This window comes from Ruegeria sp. THAF57 (genome assembly GCF_903914075.1).
Taxonomy (GTDB): domain Bacteria; phylum Pseudomonadota; class Alphaproteobacteria; order Rhodobacterales; family Rhodobacteraceae; genus Ruegeria.
Genome location: NZ_CAIWNQ010000001.1, coordinates 569737 through 584626 on the forward strand (window position 1 = coordinate 569737; position 14890 = coordinate 584626).

A 14890-nucleotide genomic window follows, 5' to 3' on the forward strand; every position below is an offset into this window, starting at 1 on the left:
CAATTGTCTCGTGGGGTAAACGATTGACATTCGCAGGCCAAAACGAATCTATGCACATAAAATACGGAGCGTGATCATGCTGGCCTATCGAATTCAATCCAAAGGGGCTGAGGCCCAACTTTGCAACATGCCCCAGCCCGAACCCGGCCCCGGCGAAATACGCATCCGGATCAAGGCCTGTGGTTTGAATTTTGCCGACCTTCTGATGCAGAAAGGCACGTATCAGGACACACCTGATGCGCCGTTTACTCAGGGCATGGAAGTCGCAGGAGTCGTGGATTCATTGGGCGCAGACGTCACGCATCTATGCCCCGGAGATCGCGTGGCGGTGTATTCCGGCCAAGGCGGACTGGCTGAGTTTGGTGTTTTCGACGCCGCCCGCGCGATTTCTTTGCCCGACTCGATGAGCTTTGAAGACGCAGCGGCGATCCAGATTGCCTACGGCACAAGCCATATCGCGCTGGACCATCGCGCGCGCCTTCAGCCCGGTGAAACGCTGTTGGTCACCGGTGCGGCTGGGGGCGTGGGTCTGACGGCTGTCGAGATCGGTAAACTGATGGGGGCGACGGTCATCGCGCAGGCGCGCGGCGCCGACAAGCTTGAAGTGGCCCGGGCCGCTGGCGCTGACCATCTGATCGACGCATCGGAAGACCTGCGCGAGAGGGTTCGGGAATTGGGCGGGGCAGACGTTGTTTACGACGCGATTGGCGGAGAGGTTTTCAAAGCGGCGTTTCGCGCGACAAACCCCGAAGGCCGCCTGCTTCCGATCGGTTTCGCCGGTGGGGATGTTCCCCAAATCCCCGCAAACCACCTGCTGGTCAAAAACCTGACCGTGATCGGCTTCTACATTGGCGGATACCTGAAATTCCGCCCCCAGATCGTTCAGGACAGCTTTGACACTTTGTTTCGGTGGCATACCGAAGGCCGGATCAAGCCCCACATCAGCCACACCCTGCCTCTGACCGAGGTCGAAAAAGGGTTGCAGCTTTTGCGGGACCGCACCGCGACAGGCAAAGTCGTGATAACCCCCTAGCCCACTACGGCCTTCAACTGCGTCCCGCCAACCAGACGGAAATTCTGCCGAACCAAAGAGGCCAATGCCTCAACAACCGCGCCGCGACCGGCTTCACCGCCGTAGAGGTTGATCATGTGCGCCGGGAGTTCCGGCAAAACACCCCCGTCGTCTATTTGCGCAAGATGCGCCGCTTCGGTTCCGTCCAGCATCGCATGAACGGCCAGATCCGCGCTGACCGTCGCTTCGATCGTGCGGTCGTTTTCGGTTTCGACTGACAGCTCCCACGGGATTTCTGCCTCGTCCAAGGCTGCGATCACCTGCGGGCGGAACAAACACCGACGACCAAGCGCCAAGGGTAAGGGGCGTTTGCGCCAGGCAGAGCCGCCGGGGGCCCCAATCCAACGCAGCGGAAGCTCGGCAATTGTTTCGGCCCCATCGCCGACAGACGCTTCTGTTGTCAGGATTAGGTCGCACTCTCCCTTTTTGTACATATCCTTCAGTTGCAGCGAATAGGACGACACCAACTGAACACGCACGCGCGGGAAATCGGCATTGAAGCGTTGCAGTACCCGAGGGATAGCCGGGTAGACGATGTCATGGGGCACACCCAAAACAACCTCTCCTTCAAAGGCCTGATCCGTGAGCTTTGAAATCACCTCATCATTCAGGGCGATCATACGACGGGCATAGGCCAGCAACTGTTCTCCAGACGCGGTCAACGCGATCGTCCTGCCGCTGCGGTCCAGCAGTTCAAGGCCCAACAGTTCCTCCAGACGTTTTAACTGCATGGAAACGGCGGATTGCGTCAGATGCAAAAACCCTGCCGCCCGCGTCACACCGCCCTGATCGGCAACCGCCACGAATGAGCGCAACGTGGTGATGTCCAGATTTCGCATGTTCACGATTCCTTATGCATGGGTTCATAAATATTCATTTTTAAAATGTGTCATATCGAGCCATATAAATCAAGGAAGTTGATAAGACAGAAGCAAACCATCGAAATTGACGGAAAGGACAAAAGCTATGACCCAATTGACACTCGCTTCGAATTGCAATCCACGCAGCCGTTTTTCAGTAACTTCTCTTTGGGACGCGCTGTCGCTCATGCGTCAACGCCGCGCCCTTGGCCAACTGGACGACCGGGCGTTAGAGGATATTGGAATCACAAGAGAACAAGCCCAATCAGAGGCAACCCGTCATATTTGGGACGCGCCGGAGTTCTGGCAAAAGTGACCATAGGATGCATCTTTTTTCGCTGAATGGCGGCTCGTGTCAGCAGGCCGCCATTTTTGTAGCGTGTTTTAGCCAGTTTCCGGTGTTAAACCCTTGAAACGTAGCTCGCACTTGCCGATATTTGCGGGGAACGCGCACTGATTTCAGGGCGCAACAAGAATAAGTAAAGGGAGACCCTTTAATGGCACAATTTGACACGATCCGGACAGCGACCGGTGCCCGCGCTGCCGAGATTGATGAGGGCCTGCGCGCCCATATGAACAAAGTCTACGGCACCATGTCCGTCGGCATGCTGATCACATTTGCTGCGGCTTGGGCGATTGCCGGTCTGGCAACGACAACCGACCCGTCGGCTGCTGCCGCTCAGCTAAGCGCCAACAAATACCTGACCTCGTTCGGTGCAACGCTTTTCGCGTCGCCCCTGAAGTGGGTCATCATGTTTGCACCGCTGGCCTTTGTTTTTGGCTTCAGCGCCGGAATCAATCGTTTGTCCGCATCGGGTGCGCAGTCGGTATTCTACCTGTTCGCCGCCGTCATGGGTGTGTCGATAAGCTGGATTTTCCTGGTCTTTACCGGTCAGTCGATCATTCAGGTCTTCCTGATCACGTCGATCGCCTTTGCCGGTCTGTCGCTATACGGCTACACCACCAAGAAAGACCTGTCCGCAATGGGCACGTTCCTGATCATGGGTGTTATCGGCCTGATCGTCGCGTCCATCGTAAACATCTTCATCGCCTCTTCCGCGGTGGCCTTCGCAATTTCGGTGATTGGCGTTCTGATCTTTGCTGGTCTGACGGCCTATGACACGCAGAACATCAAAACCACCTACCTGCAGATGGCGCACTCGGGCGATCAGGAATGGTTGGGTAAAGCCGCGATCATGGGCGCGCTGAGCCTCTATCTGGACTTTATCAACATGTTCATGTTCCTGCTGCAACTCTTCGGCAACCGGGAATAACATACGAACAAGCTTCGGCTTTTTGGGGCGGGCCATTGGGTCCGCCCTTTTCTTTTGGCCAGTGGTGCAAGATTTTCCTGTGGCGCACTGCCCCCAATTACGTCAAGCAATACAAGAAAAAGCCCCCACCGATTGGTGAGGGCTTTTCTGAATTAAGTGACTTGCTCTTAGCTACAGTTCAGAGGAACCGCGAAGCCCGAGCTGCGCTGCGACGACCCCTTGCGGAACACGTCACCTGCTGCAAGGCATCCGGTAAACTGTTCCGCGTTCTGGCCGAACGCTGCGCCAATTTGATTATCGACCCGGGTACTGTTGTTTTCCGTGCGCAGGACGCCATAGAGCGTGCCGTTTACGCTTACAGTGCTCAGGAACATGTTCGTGGACAGTCCGGTCAGAACAACCGAGTTTGTGTCGCTGCGCCCGCCATTATCAATGGCAACCCGCGCAACTTTCTGCGGATCGGTCTCACCGGAAGTCACGCGGATCGGCGGCAACACGGCCAATTCTGCGGGGACGTTGGTTGCCCGAGGCAGGAAAGCCACGGCTCCGGGGACATCAGACAAGGTTCGTGGTTCACCATCGATACCCGTGAACCCGACCCCCTGACGGTTGTAAGGGTCTTCACAAGCCGCAAGGGCCAACACAGTGATTGTGGATAACAAGATTTTTTTCATGACGGCCAACATTTTGGAACGAGTTGTTGAAGCGTAGTGGCAAGCCATTCAAAAAAGCAACCCATGCCCCATTCGATTGATCTGACCGCTGATGCTTCGTTGCAACGCGTACTTTTCGATCGAGGGTCCGTTTTTTGTCTACCACCCCATTATACAGCAAAGAAAAAGGGGCCTGCAGCAGCAGACCCCTGAACTTTGTCCAAGCTGGACGGCAGATTACTTAATCTTGCCTTCCTTGTACTCGACATGCTTCCGAGCGACCGGATCGTATTTACGAACAGTCATCTTCTCGGTCATGGTGCGCGCGTTCTTCTTGGTCACGTAGAAGTGGCCCGTGCCCGCGGTCGAGTTCAGGCGGATCTTGATTGTCGTCGGCTTCGCCATGGTTATCTCCTGCGTCCGAAAAGGCAGGGCCTTTCGGTTGAATTCCTATGAGCGTGCGCTTTTACGCCCTGCACCGCCCATGTCAAGCGCAATCGCACTTGATAACCAGCCTAAGCGGGATTGGCATCAGACGGACGGGTTGGTGGGCTGAAACAAGACTGAATCTGACCTGAATTAACTGCACGCAGTGCACTCCGCAGCACTTTCTGCATCAAGTCCGATGCTCCATGATCGGTACCCGCCCGAATCGCGCACTGCTCTCAGGATGTCAGATTTGGCGATCCGTTTTGCCTTAGAGGCCTCGCGAAAAGCGGCATCTCAATAAAACGATTTACGGCGAAACCCTCTAAGTTTGTGACAATCACTTAACCGTGATAACTTCCCCTCAGTTCCAAAATCGAAGAAGCCACTGAACGGCTCGTTTTCGAGGCACCAAAAAACAGGCAAGCACGAATGACAGCGGTGTTTGTAGCTTTATTTGGGGGACATTATGACGGAATGGACAATTCAGGGCGAAGAACTGGCCAATTGCAACTGCAACTTCGGGTGCCCATGCCAGTTCAGCGTGTTGCCGACACACGGCAATTGCGAGGCGGTCGTCGCGTATGACATTCAATCCGGGCATTACGGAGACACCGATCTGGCTGGGCTGCGCGCGGCAGGCGTCTACTACTGGCCGGGCCCCATCCACGAAGGCAATGGCCAGATGCAATTGATCATCGACGAAAGCGCCTCGGCGGATCAAAGGGCTGCTTTGGAAGCCATCATGAAGGGCGAAGACACGGACGAGATGGCGACCTTCTGGTACGTCTACAGCGCGATGGCACCGAAAAAACACGAAACCCTCTACCTTCCGATTGAGCTGGATTGGTCCCGAGAAGACCGCAAGGGTTATGCAAAGGTAAAAGGTATCTTCGATCTTGAGGTGAACCCCATCCCTCATATCGTTTCCGGGCTGCCGCATCGGGCGTCCATCCAACTGCCCAACGGTTTTGAGTATCGGCACGCTGAGTCCGCATCCGGGACAACAAAAACCACGGGTGGGGAAATCAGCCTGACCTTTGATGCGACGCACGCGCATCTGGCCCACCTCAACATCTCTGGCCACGGCGTAATCGGCGCGTGATCCCCTGCCGATATGACCTCTGAGACAAATCAATCGCACGCAGGAGCTGTGGATTACGTTCTGCGGCGGGACAGCGGCGTCGTATTGCTTTGCGTCGTCCTGATCGTGTTGGCGGCCGCGTGGTACACCATTGTCGGCATCGGGATGAACATGACCGCCGTCGAGATGACCCGCATGGCCGGGCCAATTGGCGAACCTATGCAGATGGGCGGACCAGTCGTCTGGTCCCTGCCCTACACCATACTGATATTCCTCATGTGGTGGGTCATGATGATCGCGATGATGACGCCCAGTGCCGCCCCAACCGTGCTATTGTACGCAGCCATCAAGCGTATGGGGCCAGATAAGAAGCGCACAACATGGCTCAGCCTGATATTTCTAAGCGGCTACCTCGTCGCTTGGGCTGTGTTCAGCGCGCTTGCGACTGGTGGTCAATGGGGGCTGGAGCAGATTGGTCTGTCGGACGGTCCCATGATGACGATCCGGTCCAAGGTGTTTGCCGGGTGTGTTTTGCTAGCAGCGGGTCTGTATCAATTGTCCAGTCTGAAGTCCGCTTGTCTGCGACACTGCCGTAGCCCAGCCCAGTTTCTGGCCGAGCACAATCGACCCGGCGCAACGGGTGCATTTCGCGTGGGCGCAGTGCACGGCGCATATTGTCTAGGCTGCTGCTGGGCCTTGATGCTGCTGCTGTTCGTCGGAGGCGTGATGAACCTCTACTGGATCGTCGGTATTGCGATTTATGTGGGGCTGGAAAAGCTGCTGCCACGAGCGCGATGGCTAGGCCCTGCAACTGGGATTGCCCTGATCGTTGCGGGTCTGTGGCTGATTGGAAGCGAGGTTACGGTCGCGACCTAATGGAAGAATACGCGCGGAGGGCCTGTAAGCCGGATCTTGTTCCGGGGTTGCCCCCTTCGATGACCATTCCTCTAGGCCGTGCATTGCTGCGCGGCTCAAGCTGCCAACCCGGTCCCTCTCGGCCAAGACGCGCTTAGCGGCGGTATCGGCTTGCGCCGACCGGCCCGCGCGGGGACCCTATTTGGCATTGCTCCCGGTGGGGCTTGCCGTGCCGCCCCTGTTGCCAGGGGCGCGGTGGGCTCTTACCCCACCGTTTCACCCTTACCATTGACCGAAATCGCAGGCGGTCTGATTTCTGTGGCGCTTTCCGTCGGGTTACCCCGCCCGGGCGTTACCCGGCACCGTTGTCTTGTGGAGTCCGGACTTTCCTCTCGGGCCAAGGCCCCAGCGGCCATCCGGCCCTCCGCGCAGTGCGGTGGGTATGCTTTGGGTTGGGTGGCGTCAAGGGGTTAGGACGTGAAGGGGCCAGCCCCTTCTTGGCCTACGGCCAATTCAACCCCGGGATATTTCCAGCCAGATGAAGAACGGATCAGCTTGATCCGGTTTTCCTAATTAGCGGAGTGAGGTCGTGAGGTGTCAAAGGGCCCGTGGCCCAAGGTCGATATCGAAGGCGAACTGTATTTAGAAGTGTCTGATCGTCGACGTTTGCGGTGAAACCAGCTTTGCGGGCCAAGTTTATGAACTCTGGCAATTCAACTGTCTGTGGGAGCTCGCCACTGCCTCGCGGCTTTGCCAGTCCCTGATGCTCGAGGCGTAGCCAGTCAAATCGGGAACCCGGGTCCAGCTTGCGGCCGGGCGCCATATCAGAATGGCCGATGACGCCATTGGGGGGGATCTTCCACCTATGCAATAGAGCGGTCAGCAAACGCTCAAGAACCATCATCTGCGGCTCTGCGAACGGGTGGTCGCCGCGATTATCGAGTTCGATACCGATTGACCGCGAATTGATGTCGGCCTGACCATGCCACTCTCCTGCTCCGGCGTGCCAGGCGCGATCCTTTTCGCGCACCATCTGCCAGAGTTTACCGTCTGAACCGATCAGGAAATGGGCGGACACTTCGTGTTGGGGATCGCACAGGCGCTGCAACGCCTCCTGCGCGCTGTCCATCGCGGTGTAGTGGATAACCACCATCGACGGCTTCAAACCGCTCCGGCGTTCCCCGAAATTGGGTGACGGGTACCAGATCGGATTGAGGTCAGTTATTGACGGCACTGCGGAACGCGCTTGGGTCCCAACCACATGCGTAGCCGTCCCCGTCCGGGTCCAGCCCTTTGCGATCGCGCTGGGGGCCGCCGCTTGCGAGGAATTCGATCTGTGCCTGATCTGACGACGGATACCGGGCGCAATTGCGTTGCGCTTTGGCCTGCAAGTTAAACCCCGCGCGGCTGTAAAGCTGTGTGCCAACCGGGTTCGATGTGTTCAGAGCGTATTGCACGATATTGGGCTGACCATCTGTGCCCCGCTGCGGCACGGCGGTCGGAGTTACAACTTCGTAGGTTTGGCGGTTTTGCTCGATCCGGGCCGCGTCGGATTCGATGGTGCGGCGCCCGGACACAGCCTCAAAATCCTGCTCATCGGAAATCGCGTTATTGCTTGCGATTGGCCTCGTCGCAGGAACAGAGGTGTTGGCCAGGGCCACGGCGGTTGCCGACGCGATATCCGCGTTCTCTCCGGTTGGTGGAAGCGGATCACCGGGGGCGCCAAGCTGTTGTTCTGTCACGTCGACCGGTCCCAGCAATGGGTTACCGGTCAGCCCCTGCCCTGCCAATTCAGCCTCGCGCTGCGCCTGATATTGCGGCGTATTGAAGCTTGTGCTTTGTATCGGGGCCACCGTATTGCAGGCGGCCACCAAGCCAATGGCGGGAATCAGAAGCGTAAGGCGCATTCGGCTGCTCCGTTTTAAGTCGTCTTGCCTGAACCGAGATTTACCACCATTTGCCCGGCTTGGCTACAAAACCCGCCGCGTTTTCCAGCGCGTAAGCCGTGTTCAGCAAATCGCCTTCGTCCCATGGACGACCGATCAATTGAAGACCCAGCGGCAGACCCTGCGCATCCAGACCCGCAGGCACCGAAATGCCCGGAAGACCAGCCAGGTTTACGGTCACGGTAAACACGTCATTTAGGTACATCTGCACCGGATCGGCCTCGGTCATCTCACCCAGGCCAAACGAGGCCGATGGGGTGGCCGGGGTCAGGATCGCATCGACGCCTGCGGCAAAGACATCTTCGAAGTCTTTCTTTATCAGGGTACGGACACGGCGGGCGCGGTTATAATAGGCATCGTAGAAGCCAGCCGACAGCACGTAGGTGCCGACCATCACGCGGCGCTGGACTTCGTGACCGAAGCCTTCGGCGCGGGTTTTCTCGTACATCTCGGTGATGCCGTCACCCTGCGCCAGCGTCGCGCGGCGGCCATAACGCACACCGTCATAGCGCGCGAGGTTCGAGGACGCCTCTGCCGGAGCAATCACGTAGTAGGCTGGCAGCGCGTATTTGGTGTGCGGCAGCGAGATATCGACGATCTCGGCGCCCGCAGCCTTGAGCATCTCGGCCCCATCGGCCCAGAGCTTTTCGATCTCGGCGGGCATACCGTCCATACGGTATTCTTTCGGAATACCGATTTTCTTGCCCTTGATGTCGCCAGTCAGCATCGCCTCAAAGTTCGGCACGGCCAGTTCGGCACTGGTGGAATCCTTGGGGTCGTGGCCGCACATGGTTTCCAGCATGATCGCCGCGTCGCGCACGTTCTTGGTCATTGGACCGGCCTGATCCAGCGAAGATGCAAACGCCACGATGCCCCAGCGCGAGCAGCGCCCATAGGTGGGCTTGATGCCGGTGATGCCGGTGAAGGCCGCAGGCTGACGGATCGAGCCACCCGTATCGGTGCCGGTTGCAGCCAGACACAAGTCGGCGGCCACCGCCGAGGCTGATCCGCCCGACGAGCCACCCGGTGTCAGTTGCACATCGTCATTGCCGCGCCGCCACGGGCTGACGGCATTGCCATAGACCGAGGTTTCGTTGGACGAGCCCATGGCGAATTCGTCCATGTTCAGCTTGCCCAGCATGACGGCACCAGCATCGGCCAGTTGCTGAGACACGGTGGATTCGTATTCGGGCTTGAAGCCCTCCAGAATTTTGGATGCCGCCTGCGAGGGCACGCCCTTGGTGCAGAACAGATCCTTGATGCCGATCGGCAGACCACACATGGACGGCGCGTCGCCGCCCTTGATACGCGCGTCTGCGGCCTTGGCGCGCTCCAGCGCGATTTCGGGCGTTTTGTGGACGAAAGCGTTCAGCGCATCAGCGGCGTCAATGGCCGCCAGGCAGGATTCGGTCAGTTCGACCGAGGTCACGTCACCCTTGCACAGCGCGTCGCGGGCCTCGGCCAGGCCCAGTTTGTTCAGATCGCTCATGTCTTACTCCACCACTTTGGGGACTGCGAAAAAGCCCTCGCGCGCGTCGGGGGCGTTGGCCAAAACCTTGTCCTGCTGGTTTCCGTCGGTGACCACATCCTCACGACGCTTCAGGCGCATAGGCTCGACCGAGACCATCGGTTCGACGCCTTCGACATCCACTTCGTTAAGCTGTTCGATAAACCCAAGGATGGTGTTGAATTCGGATGCCAGCGCAGGCAGCGCGTCATCCTCGACCTTGATCCGGGCCAGTTTAGCCACCTTTGCGGCAGTGCTTTGGTCAATCGACATCGGAAAACCTCATATGCGTTAGGGGGCGTTTACCTGTCTGATGCTTCGGTCGCAAGGGCACCGCTTAGCTGATCTGAGACTAGGGCGCAGAGTTTTCCAGGGTGATCATTCATTTTTGCATATCGGGTATGTAAAAAAGTGAACCGATTAGTTCACTTTTGGTCTTGAAAAAGTAAACTGAACTGTTCATTTCAATAACACAACACAGCCATCACCGGAGTAAGACGATGAAAACTCTCATGACTGCCTTTGTATTGGCGACCACGGTTCTTACCGCGCAAGCCCATGCGTTTGGGCCAACAATGGACAGCATGTTTCCAGATCTGAGCTTCCCCGATCAGGTCTCGGAACCGGTATCACAAGATAAGGCGAAGCCTGCCAGCTAATGTGCCCGCTTCGTCCGGGCCGGGTACTCCTCTCCCCGGCCCGAAAATTCATTTGACTGCTGCACGCAACGCGGCAACTCGATAGGGTAACTTTGGATTACCGGCCAGACATGACCGCTGAACCGGCACAACAACGGAGCACCCAATGAGCCCCCGCAAGCAAGCAGTACTGGACGCAATAGATGCGGCCAACGCCAAGGACCCCAATCTGGAAGACGGCCAGCCCGCCGCCCTGCTCTATGGTCAGCGCATGAGCGCCGAGCTGGACCGGTTGTTTCCAGACGCCTCGGATGCTCTGACAATTGCCGCGCGCGGTCAGCACGTTGAACGCTGGAAGCTGGCGCGTACCGAATTCCCGGAAGGGCGCGCAGGATATTTGGCCTGGCGAAAAGCCCAGGGTGTGCATCATGCTGAGATTGTCATGGGCCTGATGGAGCTGAGCGAATATGGCGCCGAGGACACCGAAGCGGCCGGTCGGATGCTGCGCAAACAGGGACTCAAGCGCGATGACGAGGTTCAGGCGCTTGAGGACGTGATCTGCTTCGTTTTCCTAAAATGGTATTTTGCCCCTTTCGCTGCCAAACATTCGGCTGAAAAAATTCAAAGCATTGTCGAAAAGACAGCCCGCAAGATGTCAGCCGAAGGGCGCTCACGTGTGCTGGAAGAATTTGACCTGCCCGCAAACCTTGCCGCTGCTTTTCAGGCCTGAGACGTTCGTTTCAGGTGCCTGCGGTATACTTCGATCATCCAGCCCAACATGGTCGCGTTCAAGATGTGCCACATGAAATGCGTTCCAGTTTCGAATTGAACGCAGATCGGTTCATCCAGTGCGCGGAACGTAATTGAGGCAATCAGGATCACAGCACCAAACGCCAGCCCTGCTGCCGTCTCGGGAAACCTGCGGCGCAGGAAGACTGCGTAGATCAGGATCAGCAGCGGAACCGGCGCGTAAGCCGCCGACCCGCCCAGGCCGGGCACCAGTTGAAAGACCGGGATTGTCGCAGCGGCATAGGGTACAAACAGCGCGGTGGCGACACCGGCATAAAGCGGGCGCATTTGCCAGACGTCGCGATTGATCGCGTAGATATAGACCAGAATATACAGCAGGATTGGAGCCACGTCCGCCAGTGCAGCCCAGACCTGCGCATGGGTGTGAAACAGATAGCTGCCCAATCCGATCGCGGCCAGAATCGCCACCAATGCCACTGCCAGCGGCATCCCCTGCCCGCGCACCCGCCTCCACATGATGAAAGCGGCGACGATAAATGCGGCGTTTGTCACCGCATTGATCGGCTCTGCCCAATAGTCGGGCGACACTCTCTCGCAATATCCGTCAATTTCCTGAAACCAATCCATGAAATTTTACATAGCCGATGCTAGGTTAATGCCAACAGTCTGTTTCGGAGGATTTTTTCATGAACATCATTTGGCTGGGCCACGGCAGTTTCCGCATCGAGACCGGAGGGCAAGTGCTGTTGATCGACCCCTGGCTGACCGGCAACCCCGTCCTGCCCGAGGATCAGCACGACGCGGCCCTTGACGGCGCGACGCATATCCTTCTGACACACACGCATTTCGACCACGTAGCCGATGTGGTCTCGCTGGCCAAGCACCTCAAGGTGCCGGTTGTGGGTCAGTACGACCTGATGGGGTATTGGAGCGAGTCCGAGGGGATCGAGACCGTAGGCTTCAACAAAGGCGGCACTGTGAACTTGAACGGGGTGATGGTGTCGATGGTTCCGGCCTCGCACAGTTCGACCTTTTCCACACCCGACGGACTGCGTACCGGCGGCAGCGAGGTCGGGTTCATGATCGCGGGGGATGGTCACATGCTATATTTGTCAGGCGACACAGATATCATGGCCGACATGGACTGGATGGGGGATTATTATAAACCCGACATCGGCATTCTGTCGGCAGGCGGACACTTTACCATGGACATGAAGGGCGCAACTTACGCCGCCAAGCGCTATTTCAACTTCAAGACCGTGATCCCCTGCCACTACAAGACTTTCCCGATTCTGGAACAATCGGCGCGGCCTTTGGTCGAGGGCTTGCCCGGCGTCGATGTAATCGAGCCAGAGGTGATGCAGCCCATCAAGTTGTAAAAAATCTGTAGGCTGGGCTTCAGCCCGGCACATCTCCCCGACGCGCCGCGAAGAATGCCTTTAGCAGTTCGGCAGCTTCCTGCCCCGCGATACCATCATAGACCTCAGGCACATGGTGCGCCTGCGAATGAGTGAAAACCCGCGCGCCATGGGCCACGCCACCCGATTTCGGGTCAGCCGCGCCATAGTAGATCCGCCGGATACGCGCCGCCGCCAAAGCCGCCGCACACATCGCGCAAGGCTCCAATGTGACGTACAGGTCATGATCCGGCAAACGCTCAGACCCAACAGCGGCACAAGCCGCGCGCAAGGCAAGGATTTCGGCGTGTGCCGTCGGATCATTCATCTCGCGCGTGCGGTTGCCTGCTGCGGCCACGACACGGTCGCCTGCGACAATCACGGCCCCCACCGGAACCTCGCCCCGGTCCGCTGCGGCGCGTGCCTCTTGCAGTGCGATATTCATGAACGATCTGAACTCCATGCCTTTGACTGCATCAGAAACGCGTCTTTCGCAAGGCAGCGGGATGCGCTATGGGCTGCGGATGAGTAAAACCCCTCCTCCCGGCGACCGTATCGCCAAAGTGCTTGCTCGCGCGGGCGTTGCCTCGCGCCGTGAAGCCGAACGCATGATCGAAGCCGGTCGTGTGAGCGTGAATGGCAAGACCATCACCAGCCCCGCCCTGAACGTCACCGCCAAGGACAAGATCACCGTGGACGGCAAGCCGGTGTCCGAACCCGAGCCGTCGCGCCTGTGGCTTTATCATAAACCACCGGGTCTGGTGACGACGACGCGGGACGAGAAGGGTCGCGCGACGATCTTCGATAACCTGCCCGAGGACATGCCCCGCGTCATGAGTGTCGGCCGGCTGGACCTGAATTCAGAAGGGTTGCTGCTGCTGACGAATGACGGCGGCATCAAGCGCAAGCTAGAGCTGCCCTCGACCGGCTGGTTGCGCAAATACCGCGTGCGGGTGAATGGTCGCCCCAAGGACGAAGACTTCGCCCCCCTGCGCAAGGGTCTGGTGATCGACGGCGAACGGTTTCTGCCGATGGATGTCTCGCTGGACCGTCAACAGGGCGCAAACGCATGGCTGACAATCGGTCTTCGTGAAGGCAAGAACCGCGAAATTCGCCGCGCGATGGAGGATATCGGCTATGCCGTGAACCGGCTATTGCGCGTATCTTATGGCCCATTCCAACTGGGCAATCTAAAGCCCGGCGAAGTCGAAGAAATCCGACGCCGTGTGATGCGCGACCAACTTGGGCTGGACGCTGATCCCGCAACTCAGGCCAAACGCCCCGCACGACCGCAAAGAAAACGGGCGCCCATCGGCAAGAAACCTCGCAAGTGACGCCAGTTAAACAACCTTCCCCCTAGCTTCGCAGGGTCTCTTGCCCTAGATTTTCCAGTAGGAAAGTCTTTGGGGGGCGTCATGTCCGGGACCGGAGTACAAAAACTGGCCTATGTGGTCCTACTTGTACTGCTCTTCGGTGTTTGCACCGGCGTACTTGGGGGCTTGTGAGCAGATGGCCAAACGCTATGGCGGTAAATTCAGTCCTCAGGGCGACGCTTCTCAGCCAGACCAACCCGCGCGCGGCCAATTCGAAGGCGCGCGCGTAGAACCTGCAGGCGCGCGCTCAAACCTGCTTTTTCTGCCTGCCGTGCCGCTGGTTTTCCTATCGCTCAACGATGGCGCGGTTGGAATGACGATCGGCTTGATCGCGGCGGGCGTTCTGACCGCGGCCGCGTTCCTATTGCGTGAAGGCTTGCGCGCCGAAGCCGCGTATAACGCGCGCCGCGTTGCGCGAAAGCCCGCATTTCCACGAAAAATTTTCGCAAGTATTCTCACCGGCATCGGCGCAGCGCTGGCCTCCTACCGTTCCGAGTTTCTGGACGCGACCTCCGCGTCTGAGGTCAGCTTGATCGCGCCAATCCTGTTTGGCTGTGTGGCGACAGTATTGCATTCGGTTTCGTTCGGGTTTGATCCGCTTTCAGACAAGGGGATGGAGGGCGTCGACACATTTCAGCAAGACCGCGTTGCACGGGTTGTGGAAGATGCCGAACAGCACCTGACTGAGATGACAGACGCCATTAAACGCGCTGGCGACCGAAGGATCGAGGCCCGCGTGGAACAGTTCCAGGACACCGCCCGAGATTTGTTTCGAACCGTCGAAGAAGACCCCCGCGATCTGGCCGGGGCGCGCAAATACATGACGGTGTATTTACAGGGCGCGCGGGATGCGACGATTAAGTTTGCTGATGTATATGCACGTACCCGCGACGCGCAGGCTTTGGCCGACTATTCGGCCCTTTTGGATGATCTTGAACAGAATTTCGCGGCGCGAACCCGTAAATTGCTTTTGGATGACCGCAGCGACCTGACTGTTGAAATTGACGTGCTGCGCGAAAGGTTGCAGCGCGAAGGCGTTCGGTTGGATTGACCGG

The 14890-nt window shown here is 58.1% G+C and carries 19 protein-coding genes and 1 other RNA gene; 10 read left to right on the top strand and 10 right to left on the bottom strand.

All coding sequences use genetic code 11. From position 1 onward, the window contains the following. The first annotated feature begins 76 nt into the window (after window positions 1-76). Window positions 77-1033 carry an NADPH:quinone oxidoreductase family protein gene (locus RUESEDTHA_RS02750; protein ID WP_180884161.1) on the top strand — a complete coding sequence of 319 codons (957 nt, stop codon included), beginning with the start codon at window positions 77-79 and terminating at the stop codon, window positions 1031-1033. Here RUESEDTHA_RS02750 and RUESEDTHA_RS02755 read toward each other — a convergent pair. Further along, window positions 1030-1911 carry a LysR family transcriptional regulator gene (locus tag RUESEDTHA_RS02755; RefSeq protein ID WP_171120455.1) on the bottom strand — a complete coding sequence of 294 codons (882 nt, stop codon included), beginning with the start codon at window positions 1909-1911 and terminating at the stop codon, window positions 1030-1032. The two genes, RUESEDTHA_RS02750 and RUESEDTHA_RS02755, sit on opposite strands and share 4 nt — an antisense overlap. 127 nt (window positions 1912-2038) lie before the next feature. Here RUESEDTHA_RS02755 and RUESEDTHA_RS02760 point away from each other — a divergent pair, with 127 nt between their 5' ends. Both RUESEDTHA_RS02760 and RUESEDTHA_RS02765 read left to right on the top strand, forming a co-directional pair. Then, window positions 2039-2248, top strand: coding sequence for a DUF1127 domain-containing protein (locus RUESEDTHA_RS02760; protein ID WP_171120453.1), 210 nt, complete (start codon window positions 2039-2041; stop codon window positions 2246-2248). A gap of 181 nt (window positions 2249-2429) precedes the next feature. Then, window positions 2430-3206, top strand: a complete 777-nt coding sequence (locus tag RUESEDTHA_RS02765) for a Bax inhibitor-1/YccA family protein (RefSeq protein ID WP_180884163.1) — start codon at window positions 2430-2432, stop codon at window positions 3204-3206. A 167-nt stretch (window positions 3207-3373) separates the two neighbouring features. Here RUESEDTHA_RS02765 and RUESEDTHA_RS02770 read toward each other — a convergent pair whose 3' ends face one another. Both RUESEDTHA_RS02770 and rpmG read right to left on the bottom strand, forming a co-directional pair. Beyond that, window positions 3374-3880, bottom strand: coding sequence for a hypothetical protein (locus RUESEDTHA_RS02770; protein ID WP_180884165.1), 507 nt, complete (start codon window positions 3878-3880; stop codon window positions 3374-3376). 216 nt (window positions 3881-4096) lie between these two features. Next, complete coding sequence (rpmG, locus tag RUESEDTHA_RS02775; protein WP_005630270.1) at window positions 4097-4264, bottom strand: 50S ribosomal protein L33; 168 nt, start codon at window positions 4262-4264, stop codon at window positions 4097-4099. A 490-nt stretch (window positions 4265-4754) separates the two neighbouring features. On the opposite strand from rpmG, the gene RUESEDTHA_RS02780 reads away from it, so the two are divergent. Together RUESEDTHA_RS02780 and RUESEDTHA_RS02785 are read left to right on the top strand one after the other, a co-directional pair. Continuing rightward, window positions 4755-5390 carry a DUF1326 domain-containing protein gene (locus RUESEDTHA_RS02780; protein ID WP_171120449.1) on the top strand — a complete coding sequence of 212 codons (636 nt, stop codon included), beginning with the start codon at window positions 4755-4757 and terminating at the stop codon, window positions 5388-5390. A gap of 48 nt (window positions 5391-5438) precedes the next feature. Beyond that, window positions 5439-6245, top strand: coding sequence for a DUF2182 domain-containing protein (locus tag RUESEDTHA_RS02785; RefSeq protein ID WP_255431598.1), 807 nt, complete (start codon window positions 5439-5441; stop codon window positions 6243-6245). A gap of 9 nt (window positions 6246-6254) precedes the next feature. Here the strand turns inward: RUESEDTHA_RS02785 and rnpB are convergent. The 5 genes from rnpB to gatC all read right to left on the bottom strand — a co-directional run bounded on the left by rnpB (window position 6255) and on the right by gatC (window position 9950). Beyond that, an RNA gene (gene rnpB / locus RUESEDTHA_RS02790) (RNase P RNA component class A) lies at window positions 6255-6652 on the bottom strand. 122 nt (window positions 6653-6774) lie between these two features. Next, window positions 6775-7377 carry an N-acetylmuramoyl-L-alanine amidase gene (locus tag RUESEDTHA_RS02795; RefSeq protein WP_180884596.1) on the bottom strand — a complete coding sequence of 201 codons (603 nt, stop codon included), beginning with the start codon at window positions 7375-7377 and terminating at the stop codon, window positions 6775-6777. A gap of 64 nt (window positions 7378-7441) precedes the next feature. Next, window positions 7442-8131, bottom strand: coding sequence for a hypothetical protein (locus RUESEDTHA_RS02800; protein ID WP_180884169.1), 690 nt, complete (start codon window positions 8129-8131; stop codon window positions 7442-7444). 40 nt (window positions 8132-8171) lie between these two features. Beyond that, complete coding sequence (gene gatA, locus RUESEDTHA_RS02805) at window positions 8172-9659, bottom strand: Asp-tRNA(Asn)/Glu-tRNA(Gln) amidotransferase subunit GatA (RefSeq protein ID WP_180884171.1); 1488 nt, start codon at window positions 9657-9659, stop codon at window positions 8172-8174. A gap of 3 nt (window positions 9660-9662) precedes the next feature. After that, window positions 9663-9950, bottom strand: coding sequence for an Asp-tRNA(Asn)/Glu-tRNA(Gln) amidotransferase subunit GatC (gatC, locus tag RUESEDTHA_RS02810; RefSeq protein ID WP_170325838.1), 288 nt, complete (start codon window positions 9948-9950; stop codon window positions 9663-9665). Window positions 9951-10177: 227 nt separating this feature from the next. Here gatC and RUESEDTHA_RS02815 point away from each other — a divergent pair, with 227 nt between their 5' ends. Together RUESEDTHA_RS02815 and RUESEDTHA_RS02820 are read left to right on the top strand one after the other, a co-directional pair. Continuing rightward, window positions 10178-10336 (top strand): hypothetical protein, encoded by a 159-nt coding sequence (locus RUESEDTHA_RS02815; protein ID WP_180884173.1) that lies wholly within the window; start codon window positions 10178-10180, stop codon window positions 10334-10336. Window positions 10337-10481: 145 nt separating this feature from the next. Further along, window positions 10482-11045 carry a DUF4202 domain-containing protein gene (locus tag RUESEDTHA_RS02820; RefSeq protein ID WP_180884175.1) on the top strand — a complete coding sequence of 188 codons (564 nt, stop codon included), beginning with the start codon at window positions 10482-10484 and terminating at the stop codon, window positions 11043-11045. On the opposite strand, the gene RUESEDTHA_RS02825 is transcribed toward RUESEDTHA_RS02820, so the two are convergent. Then, the gene (locus RUESEDTHA_RS02825) at window positions 11036-11692 is read right to left on the bottom strand and encodes a ceramidase domain-containing protein (RefSeq protein ID WP_180884177.1); all 657 of its coding nucleotides are present in this window, start codon (window positions 11690-11692) and stop codon (window positions 11036-11038) included. The genes RUESEDTHA_RS02820 and RUESEDTHA_RS02825 overlap by 10 nt on opposite strands. Before the next feature lie 59 nt (window positions 11693-11751). Between RUESEDTHA_RS02825 and RUESEDTHA_RS02830 the strand changes: the two genes are divergently transcribed. Then, window positions 11752-12444 (top strand): metal-dependent hydrolase, encoded by a 693-nt coding sequence (locus RUESEDTHA_RS02830; protein ID WP_180884179.1) that lies wholly within the window; start codon window positions 11752-11754, stop codon window positions 12442-12444. Between the two features lie 19 nt (window positions 12445-12463). Here the strand turns inward: RUESEDTHA_RS02830 and RUESEDTHA_RS02835 are convergent, their stop codons facing one another. After that, window positions 12464-12925: a nucleoside deaminase gene (locus tag RUESEDTHA_RS02835; RefSeq protein ID WP_180884182.1), complete on the bottom strand. Its 462-nt coding sequence runs from the start codon at window positions 12923-12925 to the stop codon at window positions 12464-12466. Here RUESEDTHA_RS02835 and RUESEDTHA_RS02840 point away from each other — a divergent pair. Together RUESEDTHA_RS02840 and RUESEDTHA_RS02845 are read left to right on the top strand one after the other, a co-directional pair. Then, window positions 12906-13796: a pseudouridine synthase gene (locus RUESEDTHA_RS02840; protein WP_255431599.1), complete on the top strand. Its 891-nt coding sequence runs from the start codon at window positions 12906-12908 to the stop codon at window positions 13794-13796. The genes RUESEDTHA_RS02835 and RUESEDTHA_RS02840 overlap by 20 nt on opposite strands. A 175-nt stretch (window positions 13797-13971) precedes the next feature. Further along, on the top strand, window positions 13972-14886 hold the full coding sequence (locus tag RUESEDTHA_RS02845; RefSeq protein WP_180884184.1) for a 5-bromo-4-chloroindolyl phosphate hydrolysis family protein: 915 nt from the start codon (window positions 13972-13974) through the stop codon (window positions 14884-14886). Window positions 14887-14890: the final 4 nt, after the last annotated feature.